We start from the raw sequence: 25657 nt of genomic DNA, 5'->3' as shown, positions 1-25657 counted from the left end.
TAAACTGATTTTTTACAAGATGGCTCATGCCGTCAGGGACAGCATCTGTCAATCTGCCCGGCCCGTCAAGGCCAAGCCTCGCAAGCTCGGTGCTTCGCAGCCTTGACAGACCATTCAGATTGACAGGTTTGGCTGCCAGACGGATAAGCCTTAAAATATCTTTCATTGAAAGATATTTATCAAAATCTGTTCCAGACTATAGGCAGGGGCGCAACAAACGAAGGAGAATCCTCGACCCGACCTTGGGATAAGGCTTGCCGAACTCCCGTTCGTAGAATGAGGCAACTCCGCGATGAAGTCTTGTCATGCGGTATCCACAATCGTCGCTTAACCTGTTTCGCCTCTGCCTATGCTCTGGGCATAATGTCCATTGCCGCCACTAAAAAAGTGGATGGGAGATTATTATTCTCTTGACTGGTGACAACCATATCAGGTCGGATTAGGACGCCCTTTGTCCGTAATCCGACGTTAAGCCGAGTGCCTCCGGCGGGTCGCTTTTTGTAAAAAGCTCCGCAAAAACTTTATGGTTTTGTTAGTAGGCAAAAAACTGATAATTTTAGAGTTTTAAAAATGTTAAGCCCATGAACTTTCAAATGTTACTGAGAATTGAGCATAAGCACATTATTCTTTTAAAGTCCGCTCTTGATTTTTATCCAGAGCATTTTTACGGTACTACCGGGCTGACTTTTCCACCACTGGGGAGTGTCTGTCTTTAAATGGATAAGATCCCCTTTTCCTGCGCCAAACACTCCGGCGTCGGTTTTAAGAAGAACATCTCCATCAAGCACATAGCCCATCTCTTCTCCCTTGTGATAGAAAAAATGGCCTGTTATCTCTGTGTTTTCAGGGATTTCCACAATGTAAGGAATGGCGCTGGAGGTTATGGCGTCAGGAGCAAGAAGGCTGATCATTATCTGATCCTTTGCAGTATTTTCCGCGTTTACATTGATGCGAGAATCAGATGAATACACGACCTTATCCTGACCTGGGAGCTGGCCCTGAAAAAAAGATGCCACGTCAACGGAAAGGGTTTCTGCCATTTTCAGAAGCGCGGGCAAAGAAGGCAGAATCTGGCCGCCCTCGACCTGGGAAATTGTGCTCGGAGTGACACCAACAAGCCTTGCAAGCTCTGTCTGGGAAAAACCTCGGCTCGTTCTGTATTCCTTGAGCTGGGCTCCTATATCATTATATACAGAAGGCTGGCGCTTGCCTTCCATTATGACATCAAGGCCCCTGACCGCATAATTATAAGGCCTGTTCAGGGTTTCTATATCCCTGCCTTCCGCTTTCAGAATGCTCAGAAATGTTTTACCCCTTTTAAGGGTTAGCTCCATTGCAACCTGGGCAATCTGGTTTATTCCTGCCCTGAGTCTCTGGGAATGAGCCTTTTTCTCTATTATCCAGAACGCAATTGTATTCAGCTCATAAAGGCGCGGACATGAGTGGGTGTAAAATTTCAGAACCTGTTCCTCTCCGCCCCATAAATCCTGCATTCCTGTGATGCTCTCAATTATAAAACGGACATCGCTTCCACCAAATTCCGAATATGCGGACTCAAGGCTTTCTGCAAGAACCTCGGGTTTTTCAGGATGCTCCACCCTGACCACCTTGCATGGAAGGCGGTCAGCCTTTGCTTCATAGAACCTCCGAAAAATGTCTGCGCCTTCTCCCTTCCCATCCGTAAAACAATCCAGAATTGTAAGATTTGAATTTTTTGCAAGGGATCCAAGTTTGTCCAGAAGGTTTTTCGGAGATCTGTCAAAACTGACATAAACCAGAGGCTTGTTCTCCTTCTGGGATATCTTCATGAAATTAAGGCAGAAAACTGTGGCAAGAGAACCGGCATCATCATACCATACGACATTGTCTCCAATGTATATGTTTCCAAGAAGCGAATCAAGACGCTCAACGCCTGAATTTACAGGTATTTTTTCAATAATCATTACAGCTCCGGATATTGAAGATTCATGAACACCCATATTTTATACGGGCTACGTAAAAAATCAAAAAAAGATATTTGTAAGGCCCTCAATCATTGATGGTTTCGCAAAAAGTCAAAAAAAGGCGTCGGCGTCATGCCGGACTTGATCCGGCATCCATTAATTTCTATCATTTCTGGATTCCGGTCTACGCCGAAATGACGGAAATCAGACTTTTTGCGACCTTGCCAATCATTCATTATCCATAAAAAAGGGCGTCATCAGTCAAGAATCTTTTCTTGAAAAAACATTATTGCATTGTAAAAAAATCAATAATATATCAGTGTTACCCCATTGACAAGGGAGGTCTTGGTCTGAAAACAAATTCACCAGCCCCTGGCATAATTAGAGTAGACCGATATTGTCCATGAGATTTATTAAGTAAATTCATCTAACTCCACAAACATTACATTATTGTAATTAAAATTACATTTTTGAAATTTTATGACAACCAAAGAAACATGCCATAATCCGGAAATACTTTAAATATCAATATATTTTTTACCTGCTTAATCCAAGAAACACAATAAAAAGATATGGCATTATCTTTGCATTATACAGAAAACCGTAAATTAATAATTCGGTGACCTGAAATGTCCGGATCAAACCGGAAACGAGCTATACCTAAGGAGAAAATAAAAAATGTGTCGATTGTTTGCTGTAACCAGTAAAACCCCTCTTTCTCCAATGCTGGCGCTCGAGGCCCTGGATGTCATGCGTGAAGGACACGATGGCTCCGGCGTTGGTCTTTTTCTGAAAGACCTGGGCGGCCCTTTCGAGGATTTCAAGGGCGCGCCGATCATGTCCGGCATATTCAGCGAAGGCGGTCTTAAAAAGCTGGATGCCCTCATGATGGACAAAGGCTTCATGACCAAGCACAAAGTAACCTTCAAGCTGGATAAAAATCCGCCGGAAGGAACGCCGAAGAGGGACATATACCTGATAAGGGCTTATGAATATCCTGAGTCATGGGACGGCCTGAGCGATGAAGAGCGCGGAAAGCGCCTGAGGGATATAAGACTTGAAATAAGAAAAATGGGCGAGGAAAAGGGCGACATGATCGTCTTTTCTTTCTGGCCAGATGTTGCAATGATCAAGGAAATCGGTGATCCTCTAACAGTCGGCAGATACCTCAAGCTCGCAAGAGAGGAACTGAGCGCAAGAATAATCATGGCGCAGGGAAGGCAGAACACCAACTATGCCATCAATCTGTATGCATGCCATCCGTTCTTCCTTGAAGGCTTTGCCACCATGACAAACGGAGAGAACACGGCTTTTGTTCCGATAATGGAATACTTAAAGACCAGAGGCAATCCTGGCTATATGGGATTTCAGTCCGACTCCGAAGTCTTTGTGCAGATCCTTCATTATATGTACAAGAAATTAGGTCTTGGCATCGAGGCATACAAACACATAATCACTCCATTAGAGGGTGATGTGCTTGAAAATCATCCCGACAAGACGCTGCTCAAAAATCTTAAGCAGACCTGCCGCAGACTGATAATAGACGGCCCCAACTGTGTCATAGGCTGTCTGCCCAACAATTCGATGTTCATGGTCCAGGACAGAAAAAAACTGAGACCGGGAGTCGTGGGCGGAAAGCCCGGAATTTACGCTTTCTCATCGGAAATATGCGGATTGGACGCAGTTGTTCCTGACAGAGACAAAACCAAGGATTTTCAGCCAATGCATCTGGATACAGTAATTATTGATCCGGATCGCCAGGAGGTCAAAGTATGGCGGCAAACAGAGAAATTACCCCTTCAACCCTAAGCGTCAAGGATCTTTACTGGCAGATTGACTGGAGCAAGGAAAAATGCACCCTCTGCGGAAGATGCACCTCTGTCTGCCCTGTAAACGCCATTGAACTCGGGGTTTTCAGAAAAAGAGACATCAAGGTCGGCCTTTCAAAAGGATTCGTACCTTCTAACAATTATGAAACTTTCTACGGCATTCGCCAGAGAACAGCTCCTGCATATGCATGCATAGGCTGCGGAATGTGCAATATGGTATGTCCCAATAATGCCATAATCAGCATGAGAAATGACGAAGGCGACAAGCAGCGTTTCCACATAGACCAGGGAGGCCAGCCTCCAAGACGAGGCGGACGCAGAAACGATTCCGGAAGCCTTCTTGACCAGATCAAATTTGTAAGAATATCCATGCTTACAGACCCGGCTCTTGATGCAGGACGTCACGAGTTCCAGGTTAATACGCTTCTTGGCCGTGTTCTTCCTCCTGAGGAAAACATGAAAATGCTCAGGGAAGAAGGCTGGACACCACCGGTGCGTGAAATCTATCCGCTTGTGATAGGCGGAATGTCCTTCGGAGCCCTTTCACCGCCAATGTGGGAAGGTCTTCAGATGGGTGTTGCGTATCTCAACGAACAGCTTGGAATGCCTGTGCGTATGTGTACTGGTGAAGGAGGATGTCCTCCAAGACTTCTCAGAAGCAGATTCATCAAATATGTAATTCTTCAGATTGCCAGCGGTTATTTCGGATGGGATGAAATCATCCACGCCATTCCTGAAATGAAGGAAGATCCGTGTGCCATCGAGATCAAATACGGTCAGGGCGCAAAACCAGGTGACGGCGGCCTTCTCATGTGGAACAAGGTCACCAAGTTGATATCTGCAATACGCGGGGTTCCGAGGGGCGTTAACCTTCCTAGCCCGCCGACACATCAGACCCAGTACTCAATTGAAGAGTCCGTGGCAAAAATGATTCAGTCCATGTCCATGGCCTGGGGATTCAGGGTTCCGGTTTATCCCAAGATTTCTGCATCTTCGACATCTCTGGCAGTTCTTAACAATCTGACCAGAAACAGATATGCGGCGGGTCTTGCAATAGACGGAGAAGACGGCGGAACAGGAGCTGCCTACAATGTTTCCATGGATCATATGGGGCATCCGATAGCTAGCAACATCCGTGACTGCTACAACAACCTTCTGACCATAGGCAAGGAAAATGAAATCCCTCTCTTTGCGGGAGGCGGAATAGGCAAAAACGGCAATCTTGCGGCAAATGCGGCTGCTCTTATAATGCTTGGAGCAAGCGGAGTCCAGACAGGTAAATATGTGATGCAGGCAGCTGCAGGATGTGTGGGGTCCGAAACCCAGCGCTGCAACATCTGTAACATAGGCCAGTGTCCAAAGGGCATAACATCCCAGGATCCGAGGATTTTCCGCAGACTGGACGCAGAAAAAGTTGCCGAGCGCCTTGTTGACATGTATCTGAGATTCGATACTGAACTGAAGAAAATCATGGCTCCGCTGGGCAGATCGACATCACTGCCGATAGGCATGTCAGACGCCCTTGCAATCAGCGACTTCAACGCGGCGGAACGTCTCAAGATAAGATATGTGGTGTAGGCCAGTTGTGAAAAATCGGATAGGACGTCCTTTGTCCGTAATCCGACAATCCCTGATTTTTGAATTTGAATTTTTGATTTAGGAGAACAGGCCAAATAATTCAAAAATCACCGATCAAAAATCAAAAATATACAGAGCCGAAACTGCCCAAATAAAGGGCATAACCGTTTTTCGGAGAAAAGTCATGAGCAAGACACCAGCTTATACAATTTCAGGCAAGGAAAATGGAATCAGGATTGACTCCAGACTGCTTGAAGAAAGAATACAAAAAGCCATTGAAGATGGCCACAGAAACATAGTGGTCGACGCCTTCGGCCAGCACGGAATCGGAGGCAGACTCTGGAAGGCCGGAGCAGAAAAGGTCTATATAAAGGTTGTCGGACCTCCGGGTCAGAGACTCGGGTCATTTGCGTATCCGAACACCACCATAGAAATAATGGGCCCTGTCTCGGAAGATCTGGGCTGGCTCAATGCAGGAGCTGAAATAATTGTCCACGGCAACGCTGGCAACGGAGCCGCCAACGCAATGGCCCAGGGAAAGCTTTATATAGCGGGCAATACCGGCTCCAGAGCCATGACCATGACCAAAAAGAATCCGCGATTCGAGCCTCCTGAAGTATGGGTACTCGGCAGCGTTGGAGACTATTTCGGCGAGTTCATGGCAGGCGGCATAGCCGTAATCTGCGGCTGGAAATCACAGTCTCCGCAAAATGTTCTCGGATACCGTCCGCTGGTTGGAATGGTGAGCGGAACAGTATATGTCAGAGGGCCTTTCGACGGATACAGCAAGGCAGACGCCAAGGAAGTTGAAATAACAGACGAAGACTGGAACTGGCTGACATCAAATTTAAAAGCCTATCTTGAAAAAATAAGCAGACAAGAACTTCTTGATCCAATGTCAGTAAGATCAGACTGGCGTAAGATAACTGCCAAAGGGCCGCAGGAAAAAGGCGGTTCAAACAGAATGTCCATGTCAGACTTTCATAAGAACGTATGGAATGCCGAACTTGGGAAAGGCGGCCTCATAGGCGATCTTTCGGACATGGACATGAGTCCAATCCCACTGATTACAACAGGAGATCTAAGAAGATACGTGCCTGTGTGGGAAAACGACAAATACATGGCTCCATGCCAGGCAACCTGCCCGTCAGGTATTCCTGTCCAGGAACGCTGGAGACTTGTTCGTGAAGGAAGAATCGACGAGGCCGTTGACATGGCCCTTGCGTATTCTCCATTCCCTGCCACTGTCTGCGGATATCTCTGCCCGAATCCGTGCATGGGAGCATGTACCAAGGCAGACGCAGGAATGGCTCCGGTTGACATTACGCTTCTTGGAAAAGCAAGCATAAAGGCAAAAACTCCAAAACTGCCAGAGCTTTCGGGTAAAAAAGTCGCCATCATAGGCGGTGGCCCTGCCGGTATTTCAGCGGCATGGCAACTCAGACAGGCTGGTCACGAAGTGTTTATTTTCGACAATGCTGAAGAAATAGGCGGAAAAATAACTTCTGTCATTCCTAACACAAGAATTCCAAAGGAAGTAATCTCCAAGGAACTTGAAAGGGTGAGGGACGTCGTCGGCCATGTCCAGACATCGGAAATAACAAAAGCTGAATTTGAAAAGATCGCGGCTGAATACGATTTTGTAATAATTGCAACAGGCGCCCAGAAACCAAGGACCCTTCCTGTTCCGGGCAAGGAAAGGCTCGTCACATCCCTTGATTTTCTTTTGAAATCCAAGGCAAACGCGATCAAGCCAGGAAAAAACGTTGTTGTAATAGGAGCAGGAAACGTAGGTTGCGATGTCGCAACCGAGGCAAAACGCCTTGGCGCAGAGACAGTCACCCTCATCGACGTTCAGAAGCCAGCTGCTTTCGGCAAGGAAAAGGAAGAAGCTGAACATGTGGGCGCAATTTTCAGGTATCCTTGCTTTACAAGCGAGATCACTTCTGAAGGCGTGAAGCTCACGACAGGCGAAATAATTCCGGCTGACACAGTTGTTGTTTCAATTGGCGATGCTGCTGATCTTGACTTCCTACCCGAAAGAATAAGGGTCGAAAAAGGTCTCATCACAGTAAATGATGTGTTTCAGACCACAGATTCCAAAATTTTTGCCATAGGCGACATCGTAAAAGCCGGTCTCATCACAGATGCCATAGGAGCCGGACGCATATCAGCCAATGCAATATCTGACATAATCGGAGGCAAACGGCCCCAGTCAGACACAAGGCTGATGATAGACAAAAACAGAATCAAACTTGAATACTATGATCCAAGGATTCTCGAGTACGGTGACAACGAGCAGTGCGGAGCAGAATGCGCATCCTGCGGAAAATGCAGGGACTGCGGAATCTGTGTCGCGGTCTGCCCTGAGGCCGCAATCTCAAGAAAACAGATCGGATTCAGCGACTTTGAGTACAGGGTCAATGCCGACAAATGTATTGCCTGCGGATTCTGCGCCGGAGCCTGTCCATGCGGGATATGGAATCTTACGGTGAATTCGCCTCTGGAATAATGAATCTTCCATAGCGTTTTAAAAAATATGCTTTAGAAAAAGAGGGGGCTTTTTAAGCCCTCTCTTGCTTTACGGCCTAAACCTAAAGGCCACCTCTAAAAAATTAATTTTTCATTTAGAAGAAATTGTTCAAGGAAAACAATATAAATCAATACTTCAAAGCCGTTGAAAATTTCTGACGGATTTGCTTGCATATTACAGAATGAAATGGCAATAAGAATTCTCAGCAGGCAAAAAACCTGAAAGTTTATAAAATACAAACATGCCGGGAACACTCACCACTCGGAAAGGTGACGTGCGTCCGGCCTGAACCTTTTTAGGAAGGCAAAAAATGAAAGCATTACTTGCCCTGGAAGACGGCAGAATTTTTCCATGCCGATCATTCACCGGGCCCGGCGAGACTTCGGGCGAAGCTGTTTTCAACACCAGTATGACTGGCTATCAGGAAGTCCTGACAGATCCTTCATACAAAGGCCAGATGGTTACCATGACATATCCTTTGATTGGTAATTACGGCATAAATCCTGAAGATATCGAATCGGCCTCCATCCATGTTGCTGCCTTTATTGTGCGCGAATATCAGGATTTTCCAAGCAATTACAGATCAACTTCGACCCTTGCTGATTATCTTAAGTCATACGGTGTAATGGGAATAGACGAGCTTGATACAAGGGCTCTGACCAAACACCTCAGAACAAACGGAGCGCTCAGGGGCGTAATTTCATCAATTGATCTTGATCCAGAGTCCCTTGTAAAAAAAGCTCGGTCCATTCCCAAAATGGCAGGTCAGGATCTTGTGAAAGATGTGACCACAGCAAAGCCATATTTCTGGATAGGCGGAGCTTCCAAAACCATAGAAGCAGACATTGAAAAAGCTGGGCCTGAAATCTGGCCTGAAAACAAAAAGCTTACTCTTGTGGCATTTGACTTTGGAATAAAATTCAATATTCTTCGTTCGCTTGAACGGGCCGGATTCACAGTCCTTGTTGTGCCTGCATTCACGTCTGCGGAAGCCGTAAAAAGAATAGAACCCCAGGCTATATTCCTGTCAAACGGCCCCGGAGACCCTGAGCCTCTGAATTATGCCATTAATACCATCCGCGACCTCATCGGATTCAGACCAATATTCGGAATCTGCCTCGGCAACCAGCTCCTCGGACTTGCCATGGGCGGAAAGACATTCAAACTCAAGTTCGGTCACAGAGGCGGAAACCAGCCTGTTCAGAACAGAAAATCAGGCAGGATTGAAATTACATCCCAGAATCACGGTTTTGCCGTTGATCTGAACAGCCTTGATGTGAATGACCTCGAAATAACGCATATGAATCTGAACGACAATACGCTTGAGGGTTTCAGGCACAAAAAATTGCCTATATTCACGGTTCAGCACCATCCGGAGGCTTCACCAGGGCCTCATGATTCGGGATATCTGTTTGAAGAATTTGCAGAAGCGGTAAAAGCGTTTGAAGCTGATCCCAAAACTGCATGCTAAAGCCTGATTTTGATTTCGCCAGATTTGAATTGGTCACAGACTTGAGCTTTTATAAAAACCTCAATACATAAGTCCGGAAAAATGCCGAAAAGAACAGACATAAAAAGAATAATGATCATAGGCGCGGGCCCGATAATAATCGGACAAGCCTGCGAATTCGACTATTCAGGAACCCAGGCATGCAAAGCCCTCAAGGAGGAAGGCTACGAGGTAATACTCGTAAACAGCAATCCAGCCACAATCATGACAGACCCGGAGACCGCTGACAGAACTTACATAGAGCCTGTCACTCCCGAAATAGTGGCAAAAATAATCGAAAGGGAAAGACCTGATGCCCTTCTCCCGACCCTCGGTGGCCAGACAGGCCTCAATACTGCCGTAAAAGTCGCGGAAATGGGTGTTCTTGAAAAGTACAATGTGGAACTGATCGGTGCATCCCTTGACGCCATCAAAAAAGCTGAAGACAGGGAACTTTTCCGCGATGCCATGACCAAAATCGGCCTCAAGATTCCTGAAAGCGGTTTTGCAAAAAACATGACCCAGGCTAGGGAAGTTGCAGACGCAATCGGTTTTCCCGTGATCATACGCCCCAGCTTCACGCTTGGAGGAACAGGCGGCGGAGTCGCATACAACCCTGAAGAGCTTGAGCTGATTGCAAAGGCAGGGCTTGACGCGAGTCTCATTTCCCAGGTCATGATAGAAAAGTCCATTCTCGGCTGGAAAGAATATGAGCTTGAGGTTGTAAGAGACAAAAAAGACAACGTAATCATAATCTGTTCCATTGAAAACCTTGATCCCATGGGTGTCCACACAGGAGACAGCATAACAGTGGCTCCTGCCCAGACCCTGACAGACAAGGAATTCCAGGTCATGCGCGATGCTGCCATCGCAATTCTTAGGGAAATCGGAGTCGATACAGGCGGATCAAATGTCCAGTTTGCCGTTAATCCCGAAGATGGTGAAATGGTCATCATCGAAATGAACCCAAGGGTTTCAAGAAGTTCAGCCCTTGCTTCAAAGGCGACAGGATACCCGATAGCTAAAATAGCCGCAAAACTTGCCGTGGGCTATACCCTCGACGAGCTGCCCAATGACATAACCGGCGGCCAGACCATGGCATCATTTGAGCCGACCATAGACTACTGTGTTGTAAAAGTTCCAAGATGGACATTTGAAAAATTCCCTGAAACCCAGGATTATCTTACAACGGCCATGAAATCGGTCGGCGAGGCCATGTCCATAGGAAGAACCTTCAAAGAAGCTTTCCAGAAGGCGTTCAGGTCGCTTGAGACGGGCCGCGCAGGAATGGGTGCCGACGGCAAGGATGTCATAGACACCACCGGAAAACAGCCCACTAAGCAGGAAATTCTTCATCACCTTGTGACTCCTAACTCAAAAAGAATATTCTATCTACGTTATGCGCTCAAGTCCGGAATGTCCGAGAATGAAGTACATGAGCTGACAAAAATAGATCCTTGGTTCATTAATCAGATAAATCAGATTGTTTCCTTTGAGTCCGAGATTGAAAAATTCGAAGGCAAACTGCTTCCCGAAGATGTTCTTTATAAAGCAAAGCGTCTTGGTTTTTCAGACAGACAGATCGCCTATCTGACAAAAGCCACTGACAGAGAAGTTGAAAAATACCGCAAGTCTCTCGGTATGAAGCCGGTTTATAAACTTGTTGATACCTGCGCCGCAGAATTTTATGCAGCCACTCCATATTATTATTCGACCTATGAAACAGAAGACGAATCCAGGGTATCTGACAGAAAAAAGGTTATGATTCTTGGCGGCGGTCCGAACAGAATAGGCCAGGGAATTGAATTCGACTACTGCTGTGTTCATGCTTCAATGGCGCTTAGAGAAGAAGGCGTTGAAAGCATCATGGTCAACTCTAATCCCGAGACTGTAAGTACGGACTATGACACCTCGGACAAGCTTTATTTTGAGCCTCTGACCAGGGAAGACGTTCTTCATATAATTGAAAACGAAGAACCAGACGGTCTCATAATCCAATTCGGAGGCCAGACGCCTCTAAATCTTGCTGGACAGCTGGCTGAATCTGGAGTGCCGATTCTTGGAACATCAGCCGAAAGCATTGCAATGGCAGAAGACAGAAAGCTCTTCCAGGTAATGCTTAACAAGCTGGGACTTGTCCAGCCGCCCAACGGCACTGCGATGAATATAGCTGAAGCTGAAAAGGTTGCCGAGGAGATAGGTTACCCTGTGATTGTCCGCCCGTCATTCGTGCTTGGCGGAAGAGCAATGAAGATTGTTTATAATCCTGAAGAGCTGAGAAATTTCACAAAAATAGCGATTGATGTATCTCCTGATCATCCTGTCCTCATAGACAAATTCCTTGAAGACGCCACAGAATTCGATGTTGACGGAATATCAGACGGCAAACGAACAATTATCGCCGGAATGATGGAGCACATCGAAGAAGCGGGAATCCATTCAGGAGATTCGGCCTGCGTTCTTCCTCCGCATACGGCAGACAATTCAATGCTCGAAGAGATGAGGGTGGCTACAAGGGCAATGGCAAAGGAACTTAATGTTGTCGGCCTAATGAACGTCCAGTATGCTGTGAAAGACAACAAATTATATGTAATCGAAGTAAATCCGAGGGCCTCGAGAACAATTCCTTTTGTTAGCAAGGCTACTGGAATTCCTTTTGCAAAAATAGCCACAAAAATCATGCTTGGAAAAACCCTCGATGATTTTGGGCTTCACGCTGATCCGGTGCCGCCCCACACTTCTGTCAAGGAAGTTGTTCTTCCGTTTGACAGATTCCCGGACGTTGATACCCTTCTCGGCCCTGAGATGAAATCCACAGGCGAGGTAATGGGCGTTGACGATGATTTCGCCATGGCTTTTGCCAAGGCCCAGTCAGCATCGGGTAACCATCTGCCTGTAACCGGAACGCTTTTCATAAGTGTCAAGGACTCAGACAAACCTGCCGCTGAAAAAATCGCGAAACAGTTTATAGACGCTGGATTCAAAATAGTGGCAACCAGGGGCACATCAGCTTTTCTTAAAGAAAAAGGCATAGAGAATAAGATGATCAACAAGGTTTCTGTTGGACGTCCCCATGTTGTCGACGCCATCATGAACAGTGAAATTGATCTTATAATAAACACGCCATCAGGAAGCGACGAAAAACAGGACGGATTCCAGATAAGAAGGGCCGCCCTTAAATTCAACATTCCTTACACCACAACAATGTCAAGCGCCCAGGCCATATGTGATGCTGTCATCACATTAAAGGCCAGAGATATGGCAGTAAAAACGCTGCAGGAGTATCATGTATAATATTTTTGAGTCTGAAAAACCAAGAGAAGCATGTGGCGTATTCGGGATCCACGGACATCCGGATGCGGCAACCCTGACATATTTCGGTCTTTACGCTCTCCAGCACAGAGGCCAGGAAAGCGCGGGGATTGTGGTGGCAAACGATGGAAATCTTGATGGTCACAAAGGCATGGGTCTGGTAAATGAGGTTTTCCGAGGGGAAGAACTTAAAAATCTGAAAGGCAACTGCGCCGTCGGCCATGTCAGATATTCCACAACAGGAAGCTCCAATATTGCAAATGCCCAGCCATTTGTGGCGCGACACAAAAAAAGAAGCTATGCCCTGGCTCACAACGGCAATATTGTCAATGCTTATGAAATCAAATCTGAACTCGAAAATGAAGGCTCAATTTTCCAGACTACAATGGACACAGAAGTTGCGATTCATCTTTTCATAAAAAATCTGAAGTTCGGTTTTGATGAAGCTCTTCAAAAAGCAACGCAAAGATTAAAAGGCGCTTATTCCTTTATTGCCCTGACAAGCGAAGGGGATCTTATAGGAATCAAGGATTCCAACGGATTCAGACCTCTTTGTCTTGGAATGCTCAACGGCTCGTATGTCCTTGCATCCGAGACATGCGCCCTTGATCTTATCCAGGCCGAATTCATCAGAGAGCTTGAACCAGGCGAGATAGTCATAATAAACAATGAAGGCATACGAAGCATTATGCCTGAAAAGATAGAAAAAAAATCTGTCTGTATTTTCGAATATATTTATTTTGCCCGCCCAGACAGCACAATTTTCGGCAAAAACGTATATCTTACAAGAAAGGATCATGGAAGAAGACTGGCACGTGAAAGCCATGTTCCGGCAGATCTTGTAATGCCTTTCCCTGATTCAGGAAGCTATGCTGCAATCGGATACGCCGAAGAATCCGGAATTCCTTTTGAAATGGGAATGATAAGAAATCATTATGTGGGAAGAACATTCATACAACCAACCCAGGGAATGCGCGACTTTGGCGTGAGGGTGAAGCTGAACCCAGTGAAAGAGCTTCTTAAAGGCAAAGATATTATAATAGTTGAAGACTCCATAATAAGAGGAACCACCGCCAAGACGAGAATAAAGGCGCTTCGTGAGCTTGGTGTCAATAAGGTTCACATGCGGATAAGCTGTCCTCCACATAAATTCCCTTGCCACTACGGCATAGATTTTTCCAGCAAGGGAGAGCTGATCGCGTCAAGGATGAGCGTCGAAGAACTGAGGGATTATCTTGGTCTCGATTCATTGCATTACCTTTCCATTGAAGGGCTTCTTGAGTCTACAAAAACGCCTGACCCTGAAAATAATTACTGCAAGGCCTGTTTTGACGGCAATTATCCTGTCAAATTCAGTGAAAATGTTTCAAAAGCTTGTCTTGAAAGCCGTTAGAGACTATATTCAAAAAAGTAAGGTTGTATCACGCCATAAATTTGAAGCTGTCGGCCTTCCGGAAAACCCGGGAGGCCTTACCATAAGATTCATTACCTGAAAACTTAGGCCCGATCGTCCAGCGGAGGCAGCATGATAGAAACCAAATACCTCAAGGATAATATCTCAAACATACAAAAGCTCCTTACTATTCCTGCGCTCAAAAATTTCGAGGCTCAAAACCTTGGAAAGCTTTTAAGGCTCAGCAAGATGAGAGAATATGAGGACGGAGAAGCAATTATCCGCGAGGGAGATATGGATCCATGGCTCTATTTTCTCCTGTCCGGTACAATAAAAATCACCAAGGAAGGACATGAGATAGCCTCAATATCCAGAATCGGTGAAATATTCGGCGAAATGAGGGTCATAGACAGCAAGAGCAGATCCGCCTCTGTTTATGCATCCGGCAAAGTTACATGCCTTGCAGTTGACACTTCTGCAAGATCAAGGTTAGCAGATGATGACACAAGGGATGAAAGACTGGACTTCCTACTACTTCTTTACAGAATTTTTGCGGAATTCATGTCTGCAAGACTAAGGCTCGCCAATGATGAGCTAGTAAGGTCGAAACAGAAAGTAAAATTTCTCAAGGAGCATCTTGAAATAAAGGGTTCTTCATAGCTGATGAATAAAACAGTCAGTTTTTCAAAAAATGCGGTCAATGTTTTTTTTCACATACTGACCGCATGCAATCTCAAATGCGCCCATTGCTACATCAACCCGAAGCAGCACGGCCATAATACCCTTCCACTGTCCACAATCAAGGAATGGCTTTCAGCCTTTTCAGATAAAAGTAAAAAAGCGAACGTCATATTTCTTGGAGGCGAGCCGACCCTCCATCCTGATCTTCCTGAAGCGATCAGATTCGCAAGATCCATAGGCTATCAGTCAATCACAGTCGATACGAACGGCTATCTGTTCAATGAATTTCTGGACAGAATATCTCCTTCTGAGCTTGATTTTCTCAGCTTCAGCCTGGACGGGGCAACGATGGAGACCAATGACAGACTGAGGGGCATTGGATGCTACGAAACCTGCATAAAAGGGATAAAATCGTCCGTGGAAAAAGGGTTCAACACGAGCGCCATATTCACGGTCAGCAGAGCGAATATCCATGAGCTTGAATTTATGCCTGAGCTTGTACGAGATCTCGGAATAAAGCATTTTTTCATCCAGGTGATAGGCATAAGGGGCGAAGCAGCCCATGACAGAAAAGAAACCACCCAAATATCTAATCAGATATCCAAAAACGAGTGGCTCATGAAAATTCCGCCAGTAGCGGAAAAAACAGCTGGATACGGCATAAAGGTTACTTATCCCAAGGTGTTTCTTGAGCCGGATGATACTTTTGAGTGCGGCGGAACAGAGGCTGAAAACTATTTCATATTTCCCAACGGCAGGGTCTACAGATGCCCTCTTTGCGAGGATTTCCCGGTTCATGCCCTGGAATTCATAGATGGGAAAATAGTGAAACAGCCGCCTCTTAACGAGGATAATTTTTTCGGGCTTTCCATCCCTGAAGGCTGCGTGATGAACAGAATGATCCAGCCAGGCAATATTGAATACAAGTCTGACGGTACACCTGCATCAAGGATTGCATGCTGCCTGATCAAAAAAGAGATTGACCCTTGCGGCATATGACTCTGCAGTTAGATTAAATTTATTGGCAAGGAATAAAAAATGTAGATCTTAAACAAAAAATTCATTAATGTTCATATTTACCTTTTTTAACCCTTTTTCCCCGCATGCGCAGGGAACAATTATGCCTATACAAGAAATTATAATACTCATAGTTTTTCTACTTTTGTCCGGTTTTTTTTCGTCCGCAGAGACTGCCCTGTTCACCATAAGCAGAGCAAAGGCAATGCATATGGCAAAAAGCGGGAGCAAGGTGGATTCCCTCATAAAAAAAATGAAGGATGACCACCATCGCCTTTTATCCACAATCCTCATCGGTAATACACTTGTAAACATTGCCGCTTCATCCCTTGCCACAGCAGTAATGATCAAATCATTTTCCGAAAATGCCGTTGGAATAGCAACAGGAGTCATGACATTTCTGATTCTTGTTTTTGGCGAGATAATGCCGAAATCAATAGCGGCAAAAAATAACATCGTGATTTCAAGGCTCTCCATAATTCCAATCTTCTGGTTTTCGGTAATTCTTTTTCCTGTCATAAAGATTCTGGACTTTGTACCCAAATTAGCCGGCAGAATGAATGTTTCCAATCCTAGCGTTACAGAGGAAGAACTGATTACCATTGTCGAGATGGGCGAAGAGGAAGGAGAAATCAGGGAAGAAGAAAAAGAGCTGATCCAGAATGTTTTCGAGTTTGACGATACCAGAGCTTCCGAAATAATGACCCCGCGCGGAGACATGTTTGCCATAGATATAGAAAAGCCCACTGACCTGATTAATATACTCAAGGCTGGATTTTCAAGGGTTCCGGTTTATAAGGGATCGATTGACAACATAATCGGAGCCATACACGTAAGTGATCTGTTCAGGCAGCAGGCGACATGCCCTGGAGAGCTGAATATTGAGGTTATCCTGAGGAAGCCCTATTTCATTCCAGAAAACAAGACCATCAACACCCTTCTGAGCCAGTTCAAGAAAAGGCGCCACCATATGGCCATTGTTGTGGATGAATATGGTGGTGTAGCAGGTCTCATCACACTCGAGGATGTCATCGAAGAACTTGTCGGAGACATAGAAGACGAAACAGATCAGGAAATTCCGGACATAGTCCAGACAAAGAACAACGAATGGATCATACAGGGTGGGATCAGCATCTACGACATTAACAAGGCCTTTGATATCAATATAGAAGAGAATGGAGAATATGATACATTCTCTGGCTTCATCCTTGAAAAGCTTGGAAGAATCCCAAGGGAGAAAGAAAAAATAACCATTGGGAAATACCTTGCAATAGTTAAGGAAAAAGAAGGCAACAGGATAAGGGAATTTATTCTTAAAAAGAACGATTAATGCCCGTTCCAAGCTAACCCGAACTTTTGTGCTATTATCCTCTTTAAGATCAACCTTGTATGGTTAATTTGCCGTAAAAAAAGGCCGATTCGTAGGGTGCTCAAGCTCTAAGACTTGCACACCAGATGCGTGTACCTTGCGGGTCGCTTTTTTGAAAAAAAGCTCCGCAAAAAATTTCCGAATACTTGCTTCTCTCAAATTCGAAATTCCCATTTAAAACAGGATTACATCCCATAATTCCCGTCTTTAACTTCGACGAGTTCTCCTGCTTCGAATACAAGGGTCTTGGTAAGCCGGTTCTGACCGAGGTTATAGATCCAATCTGAGACAGTGACATAGGTTTTCATATAATTATTATCATCAACCTTAATGATTCGTTCCTCATTCCTGTCAGACCTGTATGACGGTCTGCCCCAGTGCATCAGAACCTCAACCGAAGTCATGCCCGTGGTCAGTTTTGAAGAATCTCCGGCGTATCTGCCGATATCTCCGTCCATGTATCCGTAACCAAGACTCCGTATCTCCAGCAGCTTTTCATTTTCAAACACCATGAGCCTCATCAGATTGGACGGGCCGTAATTGTAAAGCCAGTTTTCTCTTTTAACCTGATATTTTCTCCATTCCGATGGAGTCACCTTTCTTATGATTTCTTTCTCTGTAGTGTCTGAAAGATAGGGCTGCTGGCATCTCATGAGAACATCATACTTGGCATCCCCTTCTGATACAACTCTTCCGTTGCAGCGAAAAGAAGAGGCTGCTGAATAAGAAGAAACAAAGAGAACAATTGCAATAAGCGGAAGTGTTTTTTTCAGCATTGAGGCTCTTTTTTTAATTGTAAGCAGGAATCGTCTTGAAAAAAACGTTTCAGATAAAAACGCCAAGACGATGCAATAATACATGACTATCCAGAGTATGAAAACAGATTTCACAAAAGCCTCTACGGTATTTTCATATTAATAAAAATACTCTTGCCGGGCAGTCTCCTCCGTGGTAATAGTCCGTTTTTTTTAGGAGTTATTAAAATGATACATTTGAGCAACATCACAAAACAGCATGGCTCGCAGATCCTTTTCCAGAACGCCAGCCTTCAGATACTTCCTTCTACCAGAACAGGCCTTGTAGGCCCCAACGGTGCGGGCAAAACAACCATTTTCAGGCTTATCACAGGTGAAGAAGAGGCTGACAGCGGAGAGATCACCAAAGCCTCAAAAACACGAATAGGCTATTTTTCCCAGGACGTCGGAGATATGTCCGGCAGATCGGCACTCGCAGAGGTAATGTCTGCGGTTCAGGACGTTGTAAGGCTTGGCGAAGAAATAAGGACAATGGAAGCTGCAATGGCAGAACCAATGTCTGATGATGATATGGCCAACCTGCTCGAAAAATACGGCAATGCGGTTGACCAGTTCGAGCACCAGGGCGGATATGATCTTGAATCAAGGGCCCAGGCAGTTCTGACAGGTTTAGGCATTGGCCCTGACTCTTACGACAGGCCAGTTGAGTCATTCAGCGGTGGCTGGAAAATGCGTATAGCGCTTGCAAAAATTCTGACCGTAAATCCTGATGTCCTTCTCCTTGACGAACCCACAAACCATCTGGACGTTGAATCCATCGTATGGCTTGAAGAATGGCTGGCTGACGAATTCAAGGGCGCGCTTCTCATGACCTGCCATGATCATGATTTCATGAACAGGATAGTTTCAAGAACCATAGAAATTGCCAATAGAACAGCCACAACGTACACAGGCAACTATGATTTTTATCTTCGAGAAAGAGAGGTCAGGCGCGAACAGCTAATGGCAAGTTACCGCAGACAGCAGGAAATGCTGGCAAAGGAAGAGGAATTCATTGCAAAATTTGCGGCCCGAGCTTCCCATGCGTCCCAGGTTCAATCCAGGGTGAAAAAGATAGAAAAAATTGAACGTATAGAGCTTCCACCGGAACAAAAGAAAATCAAGTTTGAATTTGCAGAGCCTCCGCGTTCAGGTGACGACGTTGTTGTCATGGAAAACCTCGGAAAAGTATGGGAACTTCCTGATGGTGGCCAGAAGTCTGTTTTTGGCGGAATTTCAGGAATGATAAGGCGCAGGGAAAAGATTGCGGTGGTCGGAATAAATGGCGCCGGAAAATCCACATTCCTAAAGGTTCTCGCAGAACAGACAACGCCTACATCCGGCAGCGCCGTGATTGGAGCTTCAGTAAACGTCGGCTATTTCAGCCAGCATTCCATGGATCTTCTTGATCCTAAAAAAACTGTTTTTGAGTCTGTTCAGGATGCACTTCCACATGCCGGGATCGGAATTATCAGAAATCTTTGCGCAGCCTTTCTTTTCCAGGGCGATGATGTTCATAAGAGAATAGACAAACTATCAGGCGGAGAAAAAAGCCGTGTTGTTCTTGCGACACTCCTATCAAAACCTGTCAATTTCCTTATTCTTGACGAACCGACAAACCACCTCGACATCCAGTCAAGGGAAATTCTCCTTGAAGCTCTTCAGGAATTCAACGGCACAGTCGTTATTGTAAGCCATGACAGGTACTTCCTGAGATCCCTCGTCAAAAGGGTTTTCCAGATTGATCATGGAGAAATGACAAGCTACGAAGGCGGGTATGAGTATTATCTGAGCAAGGTTGGAAAATAAACCGGTTCAATTCAAAGCACCAGATTAAGATAATTGCTTAAATCATGGGCAGGATTCTGAAAAAGCATTTTCTAATCCTGCCTTTTGAATTTATTCACAACGGCATTGACCATTTCAGCAGTGAGTCCCCAGACAAGCTCACCAGCAACCCTGTAAACAAGAACCCTATGCTTTCTGCCTACCCAGGGCTGGGCATAACTGTCCGGAAGCCCGAGTTCTATGGACGGGAGAAGTGTTTCAATCTCGCCGTTTTCCTTTTTTATTCTCGGATGAGCCTCGATCCTGACATGATAAATTTCGGGCTGATTCTGCTCGAACCAGGATACCGGTACAAAAAAGACCTTTTCAACTTCGTCGCTCTGAAGAGTCAGATCTTCTATCCCGCTTATTTTTACTTCAGCAATAAATGGATCGATAACCCCCCCAAGCACGGGAGCTATGAGGGAATCCATCTGGCCCAAAGGAAAAATCCTGTCCCCTGAAATGCCAAGCTCTTCATGGGTCTCGCGCAGAGCAGTTTCAAGCCGTGTTTTATCAGTTTTCCGGCTGTATTTGCCTCCAGGGAAGCAGACTTCGCCTTCCTGACGTATTCCCTTTGCCCTTTTCTCAAAAAGAAAATTCAGCTCGCCGTCAATATTTACAAGAGGGATGAGCACAGCTGCGTTGAAATAATTTTCCCTGCCATGAATTCCGGGATGCTCCGGAAGATTGAGTCTAAGGGTTTCAAGATCTTGCATATCCATATTATTTACTCCTGAATATCATTCATCAGACTCCTGATCTGGCCAGTCAAACGAAGGCAGTTTAAAAAAAGCTATACCTTCATTTCTAAGCACGTCCTCATCATTTTCGGAACTGACGCCCCTGATATTTCGAGGCTCTTCAACACCGTAGTGCATCTTAAGAGCTTCTCTGGCAAAATCAGTCCCAACATCCTCAAAATTCTTTTCTACAAATTCCTTTAGCTCTCTTCCAACCTGTTCGAGTATCTTAAGACCTTCTTCAGGAGACTTTGGCATATGAGGAAATGCTCCTGAAGGCGAGCTCTTTCGAATGGCAACGGGTGAAAGCAGCTTCCTCACATTGCAATCATCGCAAACAGGGCAGTTAATAAGGCCTTTCTGCATCTGTAAATCAAAGGCTGCACTGTCTTCAAACCAGCCTTCAAAGGAATGCCCCTGGGAGCAGCATAAGTCAAAAGCGATCATAAATTTCATCCAAACTAAGTTTATACAGAATCCCTCAAAAGTATTGATTCTGAATCGCGGCCTTTAAAAATGCCGCAAAAATATTCTTCTCTGCAAATTGCAGACGCAGAGGTGTCATTACTTGCAAATATTTCCTTGTGCACCCTGCATTCCGAATAAACTAATGCCAATGGCTTTCATTGTAAAGTGAATGTTGACAAGGCCGGAATGGAAACAACCGAAAATTCCGCACCTTGTCGAAATCCAAAAGTATCTGAAAATACAAAGATGCCGGATCAAATCCGGCACGACGCCGACGCCTATTTCCGACTTTTTGCGAGTCTATCAAGCATAAATACATGGAAATTTTATCAAAAAACTTTAAAAGCTACTTGATTGCAATCCAGGAATAGCTAACAAAAAACAAATTGATAAAGAAAACCTAATATTCTGAAACAGAAAAAAAGAAACAGATTGAGGCATTTGACAAAAAAGGTTAATACGTTTCTGTCTTTTTTAGATTTGACAACGTCGTAAAAAGTCCGATTACCGTCATTCCGGCGGGGCCTGTCCATGTGAAAACCTGGAGCCGGAATCCGGAAATATCTGAGAACACTGGATGCCTTATAAAGTCCGGCATGACGCCGTTGCCTTTTTCTATTTTTTGCGAGTCCATCAGAATTTATAAGGCCGGTAAAAATGACTGACTAAAGGCTTCGGAATAGACAGAAGCCTTTTGATATGAATTTATATACAAAATAACAATATCCGGCGGCAAAAAACGACCTTCAGGAGGAAATAAATGAGAACGGCAATAGCTGCGGCGACAATTTTTATGCTTGTATCAGGCAATATGGCGCTGGCATCGTATACTGTAAAAACAACTTCTGATGTCAATCTAAGATCAGGAAAAGGTACTGAAAGCCAGGCCATTGCGGTTGTAAGATCAGGCAAACAGCTTAACGTGATTGAAGATGGAGAAATTTGGGTAAAGGTATCTGATTCCGATGGGAAACAGGGCTGGATCAATAAAAAATTCCTGACAAAAACCAAAGGCACACCAGAGGTCAAGAAAGAGGAAAAAGAAGAAAACCAACAAGCAGAAACCGTGACACCTCCTCCTCAAAAGGAATCTGTTCCTGCGCCTGCTGATGCGTCAAAAGCTGTCGAAGCCCTTAATCCCGAACAGGAAATCCAGAGCCTCAGATTACAGCTTGATGAAGTTACGATGCAGCTTGAGGCATTAAAGAAAGAAACCTCGGATTGCCAGACTATAAAACCGGAACATGAAAAAGCCCTTGCAGAGATAGATAATCTGAATAAAACCATTGACGAAATGGATAAAAAAATAGTCGCCAAGGGTGTAAGATGGTTTCTGGCGGGTGCTGCGGTGCTCCTTCTCGGTTGGTTTCTCGGAATTAATACAAGGCACAAAAGCCGATATTACTAGTTGATGGCTGTCATTCTAAATGCTGCCAAAATAAAAATAATCACCTATATGAAAGTTGACAAGGTTGCAAAAAGTCAAGAAATGCATCGGAGTCATGCCGGACTTGATCCGGCATCCAGTATTTTCAATTACTTCTGGATTCCGGCCTTCGCCGGAATGACGGTAATCGGACTTTTTGCGAGTCCATCAAAGTTGATTAATCCTAAAACAGGCCCAATAAAAGAATCGGGACAAAATGCGTTCAAATACTGATTTTCTTGTAATAGGAAGCGGAGTGGCAGGGCTTTTCTATGCCCTTAAAGCGGCTGAGCATGGAAATGTTTCCATAATCACGAAAAAGAATATCAAGGACAGCAACACCCTGCATGCCCAGGGAGGAATAGCATCTGTCTTTGATCTTGAGGATTCTTTCGAACTGCATATCAGGGACACGATTGAAGCAGGGTGCGGCCTTACTGACAAGGATGCCGCAACACTAGTTGTAAAAAACGGGCCTGCAAGAATAAGAGAGCTAATCAGCCTTGGAGTAAAATTCGATACCAAGCCTTTTTCAGAAAGCGAAAACGAGGCTGAATTCAGTCTTGATCTTGGTCTTGAGGGAGGTCACTCCAGAAAAAGAATAGTCCATGCCCTTGATATGACAGGCCATGAACTCGAAACAGTCCTATCTAAACTTGTGAAAACCCACCCGAGGATAAAAGTGTTTGAAAATCACCTTGCCCTTGATTTCATAACAGATTCAAAAGAAAGTCATGGGATGATATCCTGTAACGGAGTCATTGCCCTTGATTCGACAAGCCTTGAAATTAAATCCTTTTTATCAAAAATCACCGTTCTTGCGGCAGGCGGATCTGGAAGCGTTTATCCATACACAAGCAATCCTGATATAGCAACTGGCGACGGCATTGCCATGGGTTACAGGGCCGGAGCAAGTGTTGCGAACCTCGAGTTCATGCAGTTTCATCCTACATGCATGTGCAACAGCGATGGCCGCTGTTTTCTTATTTCAGAAGCAGTAAGGGGAGAAGGCGGAATTCTGAAAGACTCATCTGGCAACCCGTTCATGCACAAATACAGTCCTTTGAAAGATCTTGCTTGCAGGGATATTGTAGCCAGGGCAATCCATTCCGAGCTGAAAAACGGCGAGAAAATTTTTCTGGACATTTCTTTCAAAGATCCCGGATTCGTCAAAAAGCGTTTCCCGAATTTATACAAAAAATGCCTTGAAATGGGCTTTGATATGACAAAAGAACCTATTCCTGTGGTTCCGGCCGCTCACTATATGTGCGGAGGAGTTATCACAGACAGGAAAGGACAGACAGACATAAAAAGACTTTACGTCATAGGAGAAGCCGCCTGCACAGGTCTGCACGGAGCAAACCGCCTTGCCAGCAACTCCCTTCTTGAGGCACTTGTTTATGCCCATGAAGCGGATCTGTCCGCATGTGAGGAAGCTGAAAAAATTAAGGCAGGAAGCCTGCTGCATGATGCTCTGGAACGATTTGAAAGAAAAAATATGAGACACGCAGAAATTACCGAAGTGGAAAGAATAAAAACGGCCATAAAGGACACAATGTGGAATTATGCCGGGATTGTGCGATCTGACAAGGGACTGGCAGAAGGACTTAAAATAATCAGGGGTTTAAGAAAGCAGGCAACGGAGCTTTTTGATACAAAAGCAATAAATTCCCACACTGCCGAACTAAGGAGCATAGCTGAAATTTCAGAGATGATAATGACTTCGGCAGCAATGAGAAAGGAAAGCAGAGGACTCCATTTTAATCAGGATCATCCAGAAAAAGATGATTCACTAAAGAAAAACACAATTCTCAGGAAAAGCTGCTGCTGATTCATAAACAAGCAGCTATCTCCATATTTCCTTGAGCTGATTTTCCTTTATGGTTTCAAACTCCAGGCAAAAGCCAGGAAAGCGTCTTTTCTGTCCCCAGGGAAGAACCTCCTTAACAACCGCCTTTATTGGTGTTTTGTCTTCTATTTCACGAAATATTATCCATACAGTCGAATCAACTACCCTTTCCACCACTGAAAAAACAAAACACCCGCTTGCAGAAACATTGACAGTTACTGTACGCTCCAGTCCCTCAGCCGAAAATCTAGGATTGTCAGAAACAATGACATTGAAAATGAGGTTCTTTCTTTCACTGGCCCTGATGGTCCTTGGTTTTACTGCAAGGCATTCCTTCAGTATAAAGCTTTCAATTGTCTCGCCTTTTTTTACGTCAGAAAAACTGAACGCCTGTATCTGTCCAGGCTCGGGAGCGGTCTTGACAATCATCATCGGAAAACCTTCGGATATTTCGGCAAGAACCTTTTTTTCGGAGCTTGATGACTTCATCTTTGTAAAAAAATCAAGCAGCGCTCCGCAGTATGGATTTTTTGCCATACTATCAAACATTTCCTGACATGTGGAAACAACATCTGCACCAATGCCGCTTTTCAGGACTGCGGCAATGTACAGTTCCCTTGCAGAACCAGGAGGCGCTAAAATGATCAGTTTTCTATCCATATCATCCTGCTAAAGAGGTTTTCGTGCTTTGAAAAGAGTACAGACTCCGAGTGTCAGTTGCTCCCAGCAGACTTTTTCAAAGCCTGAGTTTTCAATGGTGGCGGCGAATTCACTGTTTTTTGGAAATTTTAGCACAGATTGGGGCAGATAAGAATAAGCATCTATATTTTTTGAAAAAAATCCGCCGATTTCAGGCAACACCTTCTCAAAATAAAGCATATAAAGATGGTGCAGAAAAACATTCTCAGGCGCTGTCAGTTCAAGAATTGCAAGGCTGCCTCCTGGTTTCAGACATCTGAAAAATTCCAGCAGGGCTGTTTTCTTGTCTATTATGTTTCTAATGCCGAATGCTATAGTCAGGCCGTCGAATTCTCCGTCCGCAAATGGCAGGGTCAATGCGTTGCCGCATATGAGGGAAGTTTTTCCGTAAGCTGATTTGCGGATCTTGTCATTTGAAATATCAAGCATGTTTTTTGAAAAATCAAGACCCGTAACCTTAGACGATATCCCTTTCTGCCTGTAAATCTCAAAAAGAACATCTCCGGTTCCGCAGGCAACATCCAGAAAAGAGGCTCCTCCATGAGGAGTATCAAGGGACGCTACCATTTTCCGGCGCCATTTCACATCACGCTTGAGTGACAGCAGCCTGTTCAGAAAATCATACATCGGAGCAATATTGTTGAACATATCTTTTATAAATGGTAACTCGGCATTCTTCATTGACAATTCCACATCATGTATTATTT

Annotated in this window: 18 protein-coding genes; 12 read left to right on the top strand and 6 right to left on the bottom strand. The window is 44.8% G+C overall.

Annotated elements, in window-relative coordinates; all coding sequences use genetic code 11:
• Positions 1-629: 629 nt before the first annotated feature.
• Positions 630-1943, bottom strand: a complete 1314-nt coding sequence (locus tag K245_RS0109580; protein WP_027359117.1) for a helix-turn-helix domain-containing protein — start codon at positions 1941-1943, stop codon at positions 630-632.
• 678 nt (positions 1944-2621) lie between these two features.
• Between K245_RS0109580 and K245_RS0109570 the strand changes: the two genes are divergently transcribed.
• The 9 genes from K245_RS0109570 to K245_RS0109525 all read left to right on the top strand — a co-directional run bounded on the left by K245_RS0109570 (position 2622) and on the right by K245_RS0109525 (position 17105).
• Positions 2622-3752: a class II glutamine amidotransferase domain-containing protein gene (locus K245_RS0109570; RefSeq protein ID WP_027359116.1), complete on the top strand. Its 1131-nt coding sequence runs from the start codon at positions 2622-2624 to the stop codon at positions 3750-3752.
• Positions 3716-5350 (top strand): glutamate synthase-related protein, encoded by a 1635-nt coding sequence (locus K245_RS0109565; protein WP_027359115.1) that lies wholly within the window; start codon positions 3716-3718, stop codon positions 5348-5350. The genes K245_RS0109570 and K245_RS0109565 overlap by 37 nt, the downstream gene beginning before the upstream one ends.
• Before the next feature lie 184 nt (positions 5351-5534).
• Positions 5535-7862 carry an FAD-dependent oxidoreductase gene (locus tag K245_RS0109560; RefSeq protein WP_027359114.1) on the top strand — a complete coding sequence of 776 codons (2328 nt, stop codon included), beginning with the start codon at positions 5535-5537 and terminating at the stop codon, positions 7860-7862.
• Positions 7863-8193: 331 nt separating this feature from the next.
• A complete protein-coding gene (gene carA / locus K245_RS0109550; RefSeq protein WP_027359113.1) occupies positions 8194-9354 on the top strand; it encodes a glutamine-hydrolyzing carbamoyl-phosphate synthase small subunit in 1161 nt (386 codons plus the stop codon).
• An 81-nt stretch (positions 9355-9435) separates the two neighbouring features.
• Positions 9436-12666, top strand: coding sequence for a carbamoyl-phosphate synthase large subunit (gene carB / locus K245_RS0109545; protein ID WP_027359112.1), 3231 nt, complete (start codon positions 9436-9438; stop codon positions 12664-12666).
• Entirely contained in the window at positions 12659-14077 is a 1419-nt protein-coding gene (purF, locus tag K245_RS0109540) for an amidophosphoribosyltransferase (protein ID WP_051284015.1), read from the top strand. Before carB ends, purF begins: the two co-directional genes overlap by 8 nt.
• A gap of 132 nt (positions 14078-14209) precedes the next feature.
• On the top strand, positions 14210-14737 hold the full coding sequence (locus K245_RS0109535) for a cyclic nucleotide-binding domain-containing protein (protein ID WP_027359110.1): 528 nt from the start codon (positions 14210-14212) through the stop codon (positions 14735-14737).
• Between the two features lie 3 nt (positions 14738-14740).
• Positions 14741-15757: a radical SAM protein gene (locus K245_RS0109530; RefSeq protein WP_035276889.1), complete on the top strand. Its 1017-nt coding sequence runs from the start codon at positions 14741-14743 to the stop codon at positions 15755-15757.
• Positions 15758-15878: 121 nt separating this feature from the next.
• Positions 15879-17105, top strand: coding sequence for a hemolysin family protein (locus tag K245_RS0109525; RefSeq protein WP_027359108.1), 1227 nt, complete (start codon positions 15879-15881; stop codon positions 17103-17105).
• A gap of 224 nt (positions 17106-17329) precedes the next feature.
• Here K245_RS0109525 and K245_RS0109520 read toward each other — a convergent pair whose 3' ends face one another.
• The gene (locus K245_RS0109520; protein WP_027359107.1) at positions 17330-17920 is read right to left on the bottom strand and encodes a DUF2845 domain-containing protein; all 591 of its coding nucleotides are present in this window, start codon (positions 17918-17920) and stop codon (positions 17330-17332) included.
• 207 nt (positions 17921-18127) lie between these two features.
• Here K245_RS0109520 and K245_RS0109515 point away from each other — a divergent pair, with 207 nt between their 5' ends.
• Entirely contained in the window at positions 18128-19747 is a 1620-nt protein-coding gene (locus tag K245_RS0109515; protein ID WP_027359106.1) for an ABC-F family ATP-binding cassette domain-containing protein, read from the top strand.
• Positions 19748-19818: 71 nt separating this feature from the next.
• Here K245_RS0109515 and K245_RS0109510 read toward each other — a convergent pair whose 3' ends face one another.
• Both K245_RS0109510 and K245_RS0109505 read right to left on the bottom strand, forming a co-directional pair.
• On the bottom strand, positions 19819-20490 hold the full coding sequence (locus K245_RS0109510) for an NUDIX hydrolase (protein ID WP_027359105.1): 672 nt from the start codon (positions 20488-20490) through the stop codon (positions 19819-19821).
• Between the two features lie 18 nt (positions 20491-20508).
• On the bottom strand, positions 20509-20955 hold the full coding sequence (locus tag K245_RS0109505) for a DUF1178 family protein (RefSeq protein ID WP_027359104.1): 447 nt from the start codon (positions 20953-20955) through the stop codon (positions 20509-20511).
• A gap of 781 nt (positions 20956-21736) precedes the next feature.
• Between K245_RS0109505 and K245_RS0109490 the strand changes: the two genes are divergently transcribed.
• Both K245_RS0109490 and nadB read left to right on the top strand, forming a co-directional pair.
• On the top strand, positions 21737-22384 hold the full coding sequence (locus K245_RS0109490) for a TIGR04211 family SH3 domain-containing protein (protein WP_027359102.1): 648 nt from the start codon (positions 21737-21739) through the stop codon (positions 22382-22384).
• 235 nt (positions 22385-22619) lie between these two features.
• Positions 22620-24233: an L-aspartate oxidase gene (gene nadB, locus K245_RS0109480; protein WP_027359100.1), complete on the top strand. Its 1614-nt coding sequence runs from the start codon at positions 22620-22622 to the stop codon at positions 24231-24233.
• 15 nt (positions 24234-24248) lie between these two features.
• Here the strand turns inward: nadB and K245_RS0109475 are convergent, their stop codons facing one another.
• Positions 24249-24911: a hypothetical protein gene (locus tag K245_RS0109475; RefSeq protein WP_027359099.1), complete on the bottom strand. Its 663-nt coding sequence runs from the start codon at positions 24909-24911 to the stop codon at positions 24249-24251.
• Between the two features lie 9 nt (positions 24912-24920).
• The gene (gene ubiE / locus K245_RS0109470) at positions 24921-25631 is read right to left on the bottom strand and encodes a bifunctional demethylmenaquinone methyltransferase/2-methoxy-6-polyprenyl-1,4-benzoquinol methylase UbiE (protein ID WP_035276887.1); all 711 of its coding nucleotides are present in this window, start codon (positions 25629-25631) and stop codon (positions 24921-24923) included.
• Positions 25632-25657 lie beyond the last annotated feature (26 nt).

The sequence above is a fragment of the Desulforegula conservatrix Mb1Pa genome (assembly GCF_000426225.1).
GTDB classification, from domain to species: domain Bacteria; phylum Desulfobacterota; class Desulfobacteria; order Desulfobacterales; family Desulforegulaceae; genus Desulforegula; species Desulforegula conservatrix.
The sequence above is the reverse complement of the archived record's forward strand: the minus strand, read 5'-3'. Positions and strand labels throughout refer to the sequence as shown.

Excerpts from the sequence above, each read along its gene's own strand:
- K245_RS0109580 (WP_027359117.1), bottom strand. The coding sequence starts at position 1,943 with ATGATTATTGAAAAAATACCTGTAAATTCAGGCGTTGAGCGTCTTGAT.
- K245_RS0109570 (WP_027359116.1), top strand. The coding sequence starts at position 2,622 with ATGTGTCGATTGTTTGCTGTAACCAGTAAAACCCCTCTTTCTCCAATG.
- K245_RS0109565 (WP_027359115.1), top strand. The coding sequence starts at position 3,716 with ATGGCGGCAAACAGAGAAATTACCCCTTCAACCCTAAGCGTCAAGGAT.
- K245_RS0109560 (WP_027359114.1), top strand. The coding sequence starts at position 5,535 with ATGAGCAAGACACCAGCTTATACAATTTCAGGCAAGGAAAATGGAATC.
- carA (WP_027359113.1), top strand. The coding sequence starts at position 8,194 with ATGAAAGCATTACTTGCCCTGGAAGACGGCAGAATTTTTCCATGCCGA.
- carB (WP_027359112.1), top strand. The coding sequence starts at position 9,436 with ATGCCGAAAAGAACAGACATAAAAAGAATAATGATCATAGGCGCGGGC.
- purF (WP_051284015.1), top strand. The coding sequence starts at position 12,659 with ATGTATAATATTTTTGAGTCTGAAAAACCAAGAGAAGCATGTGGCGTA.
- K245_RS0109535 (WP_027359110.1), top strand. The coding sequence starts at position 14,210 with ATGATAGAAACCAAATACCTCAAGGATAATATCTCAAACATACAAAAG.
- K245_RS0109530 (WP_035276889.1), top strand. The coding sequence starts at position 14,741 with ATGAATAAAACAGTCAGTTTTTCAAAAAATGCGGTCAATGTTTTTTTT.
- K245_RS0109525 (WP_027359108.1), top strand. The coding sequence starts at position 15,879 with ATGCCTATACAAGAAATTATAATACTCATAGTTTTTCTACTTTTGTCC.
- K245_RS0109520 (WP_027359107.1), bottom strand. The coding sequence starts at position 17,920 with ATGCTGAAAAAAACACTTCCGCTTATTGCAATTGTTCTCTTTGTTTCT.
- K245_RS0109515 (WP_027359106.1), top strand. The coding sequence starts at position 18,128 with ATGATACATTTGAGCAACATCACAAAACAGCATGGCTCGCAGATCCTT.
- K245_RS0109510 (WP_027359105.1), bottom strand. The coding sequence starts at position 20,490 with ATGGATATGCAAGATCTTGAAACCCTTAGACTCAATCTTCCGGAGCAT.
- K245_RS0109505 (WP_027359104.1), bottom strand. The coding sequence starts at position 20,955 with ATGATCGCTTTTGACTTATGCTGCTCCCAGGGGCATTCCTTTGAAGGC.
- K245_RS0109490 (WP_027359102.1), top strand. The coding sequence starts at position 21,737 with ATGAGAACGGCAATAGCTGCGGCGACAATTTTTATGCTTGTATCAGGC.
- nadB (WP_027359100.1), top strand. The coding sequence starts at position 22,620 with ATGCGTTCAAATACTGATTTTCTTGTAATAGGAAGCGGAGTGGCAGGG.
- K245_RS0109475 (WP_027359099.1), bottom strand. The coding sequence starts at position 24,911 with ATGGATAGAAAACTGATCATTTTAGCGCCTCCTGGTTCTGCAAGGGAA.
- ubiE (WP_035276887.1), bottom strand. The coding sequence starts at position 25,631 with ATGAAGAATGCCGAGTTACCATTTATAAAAGATATGTTCAACAATATT.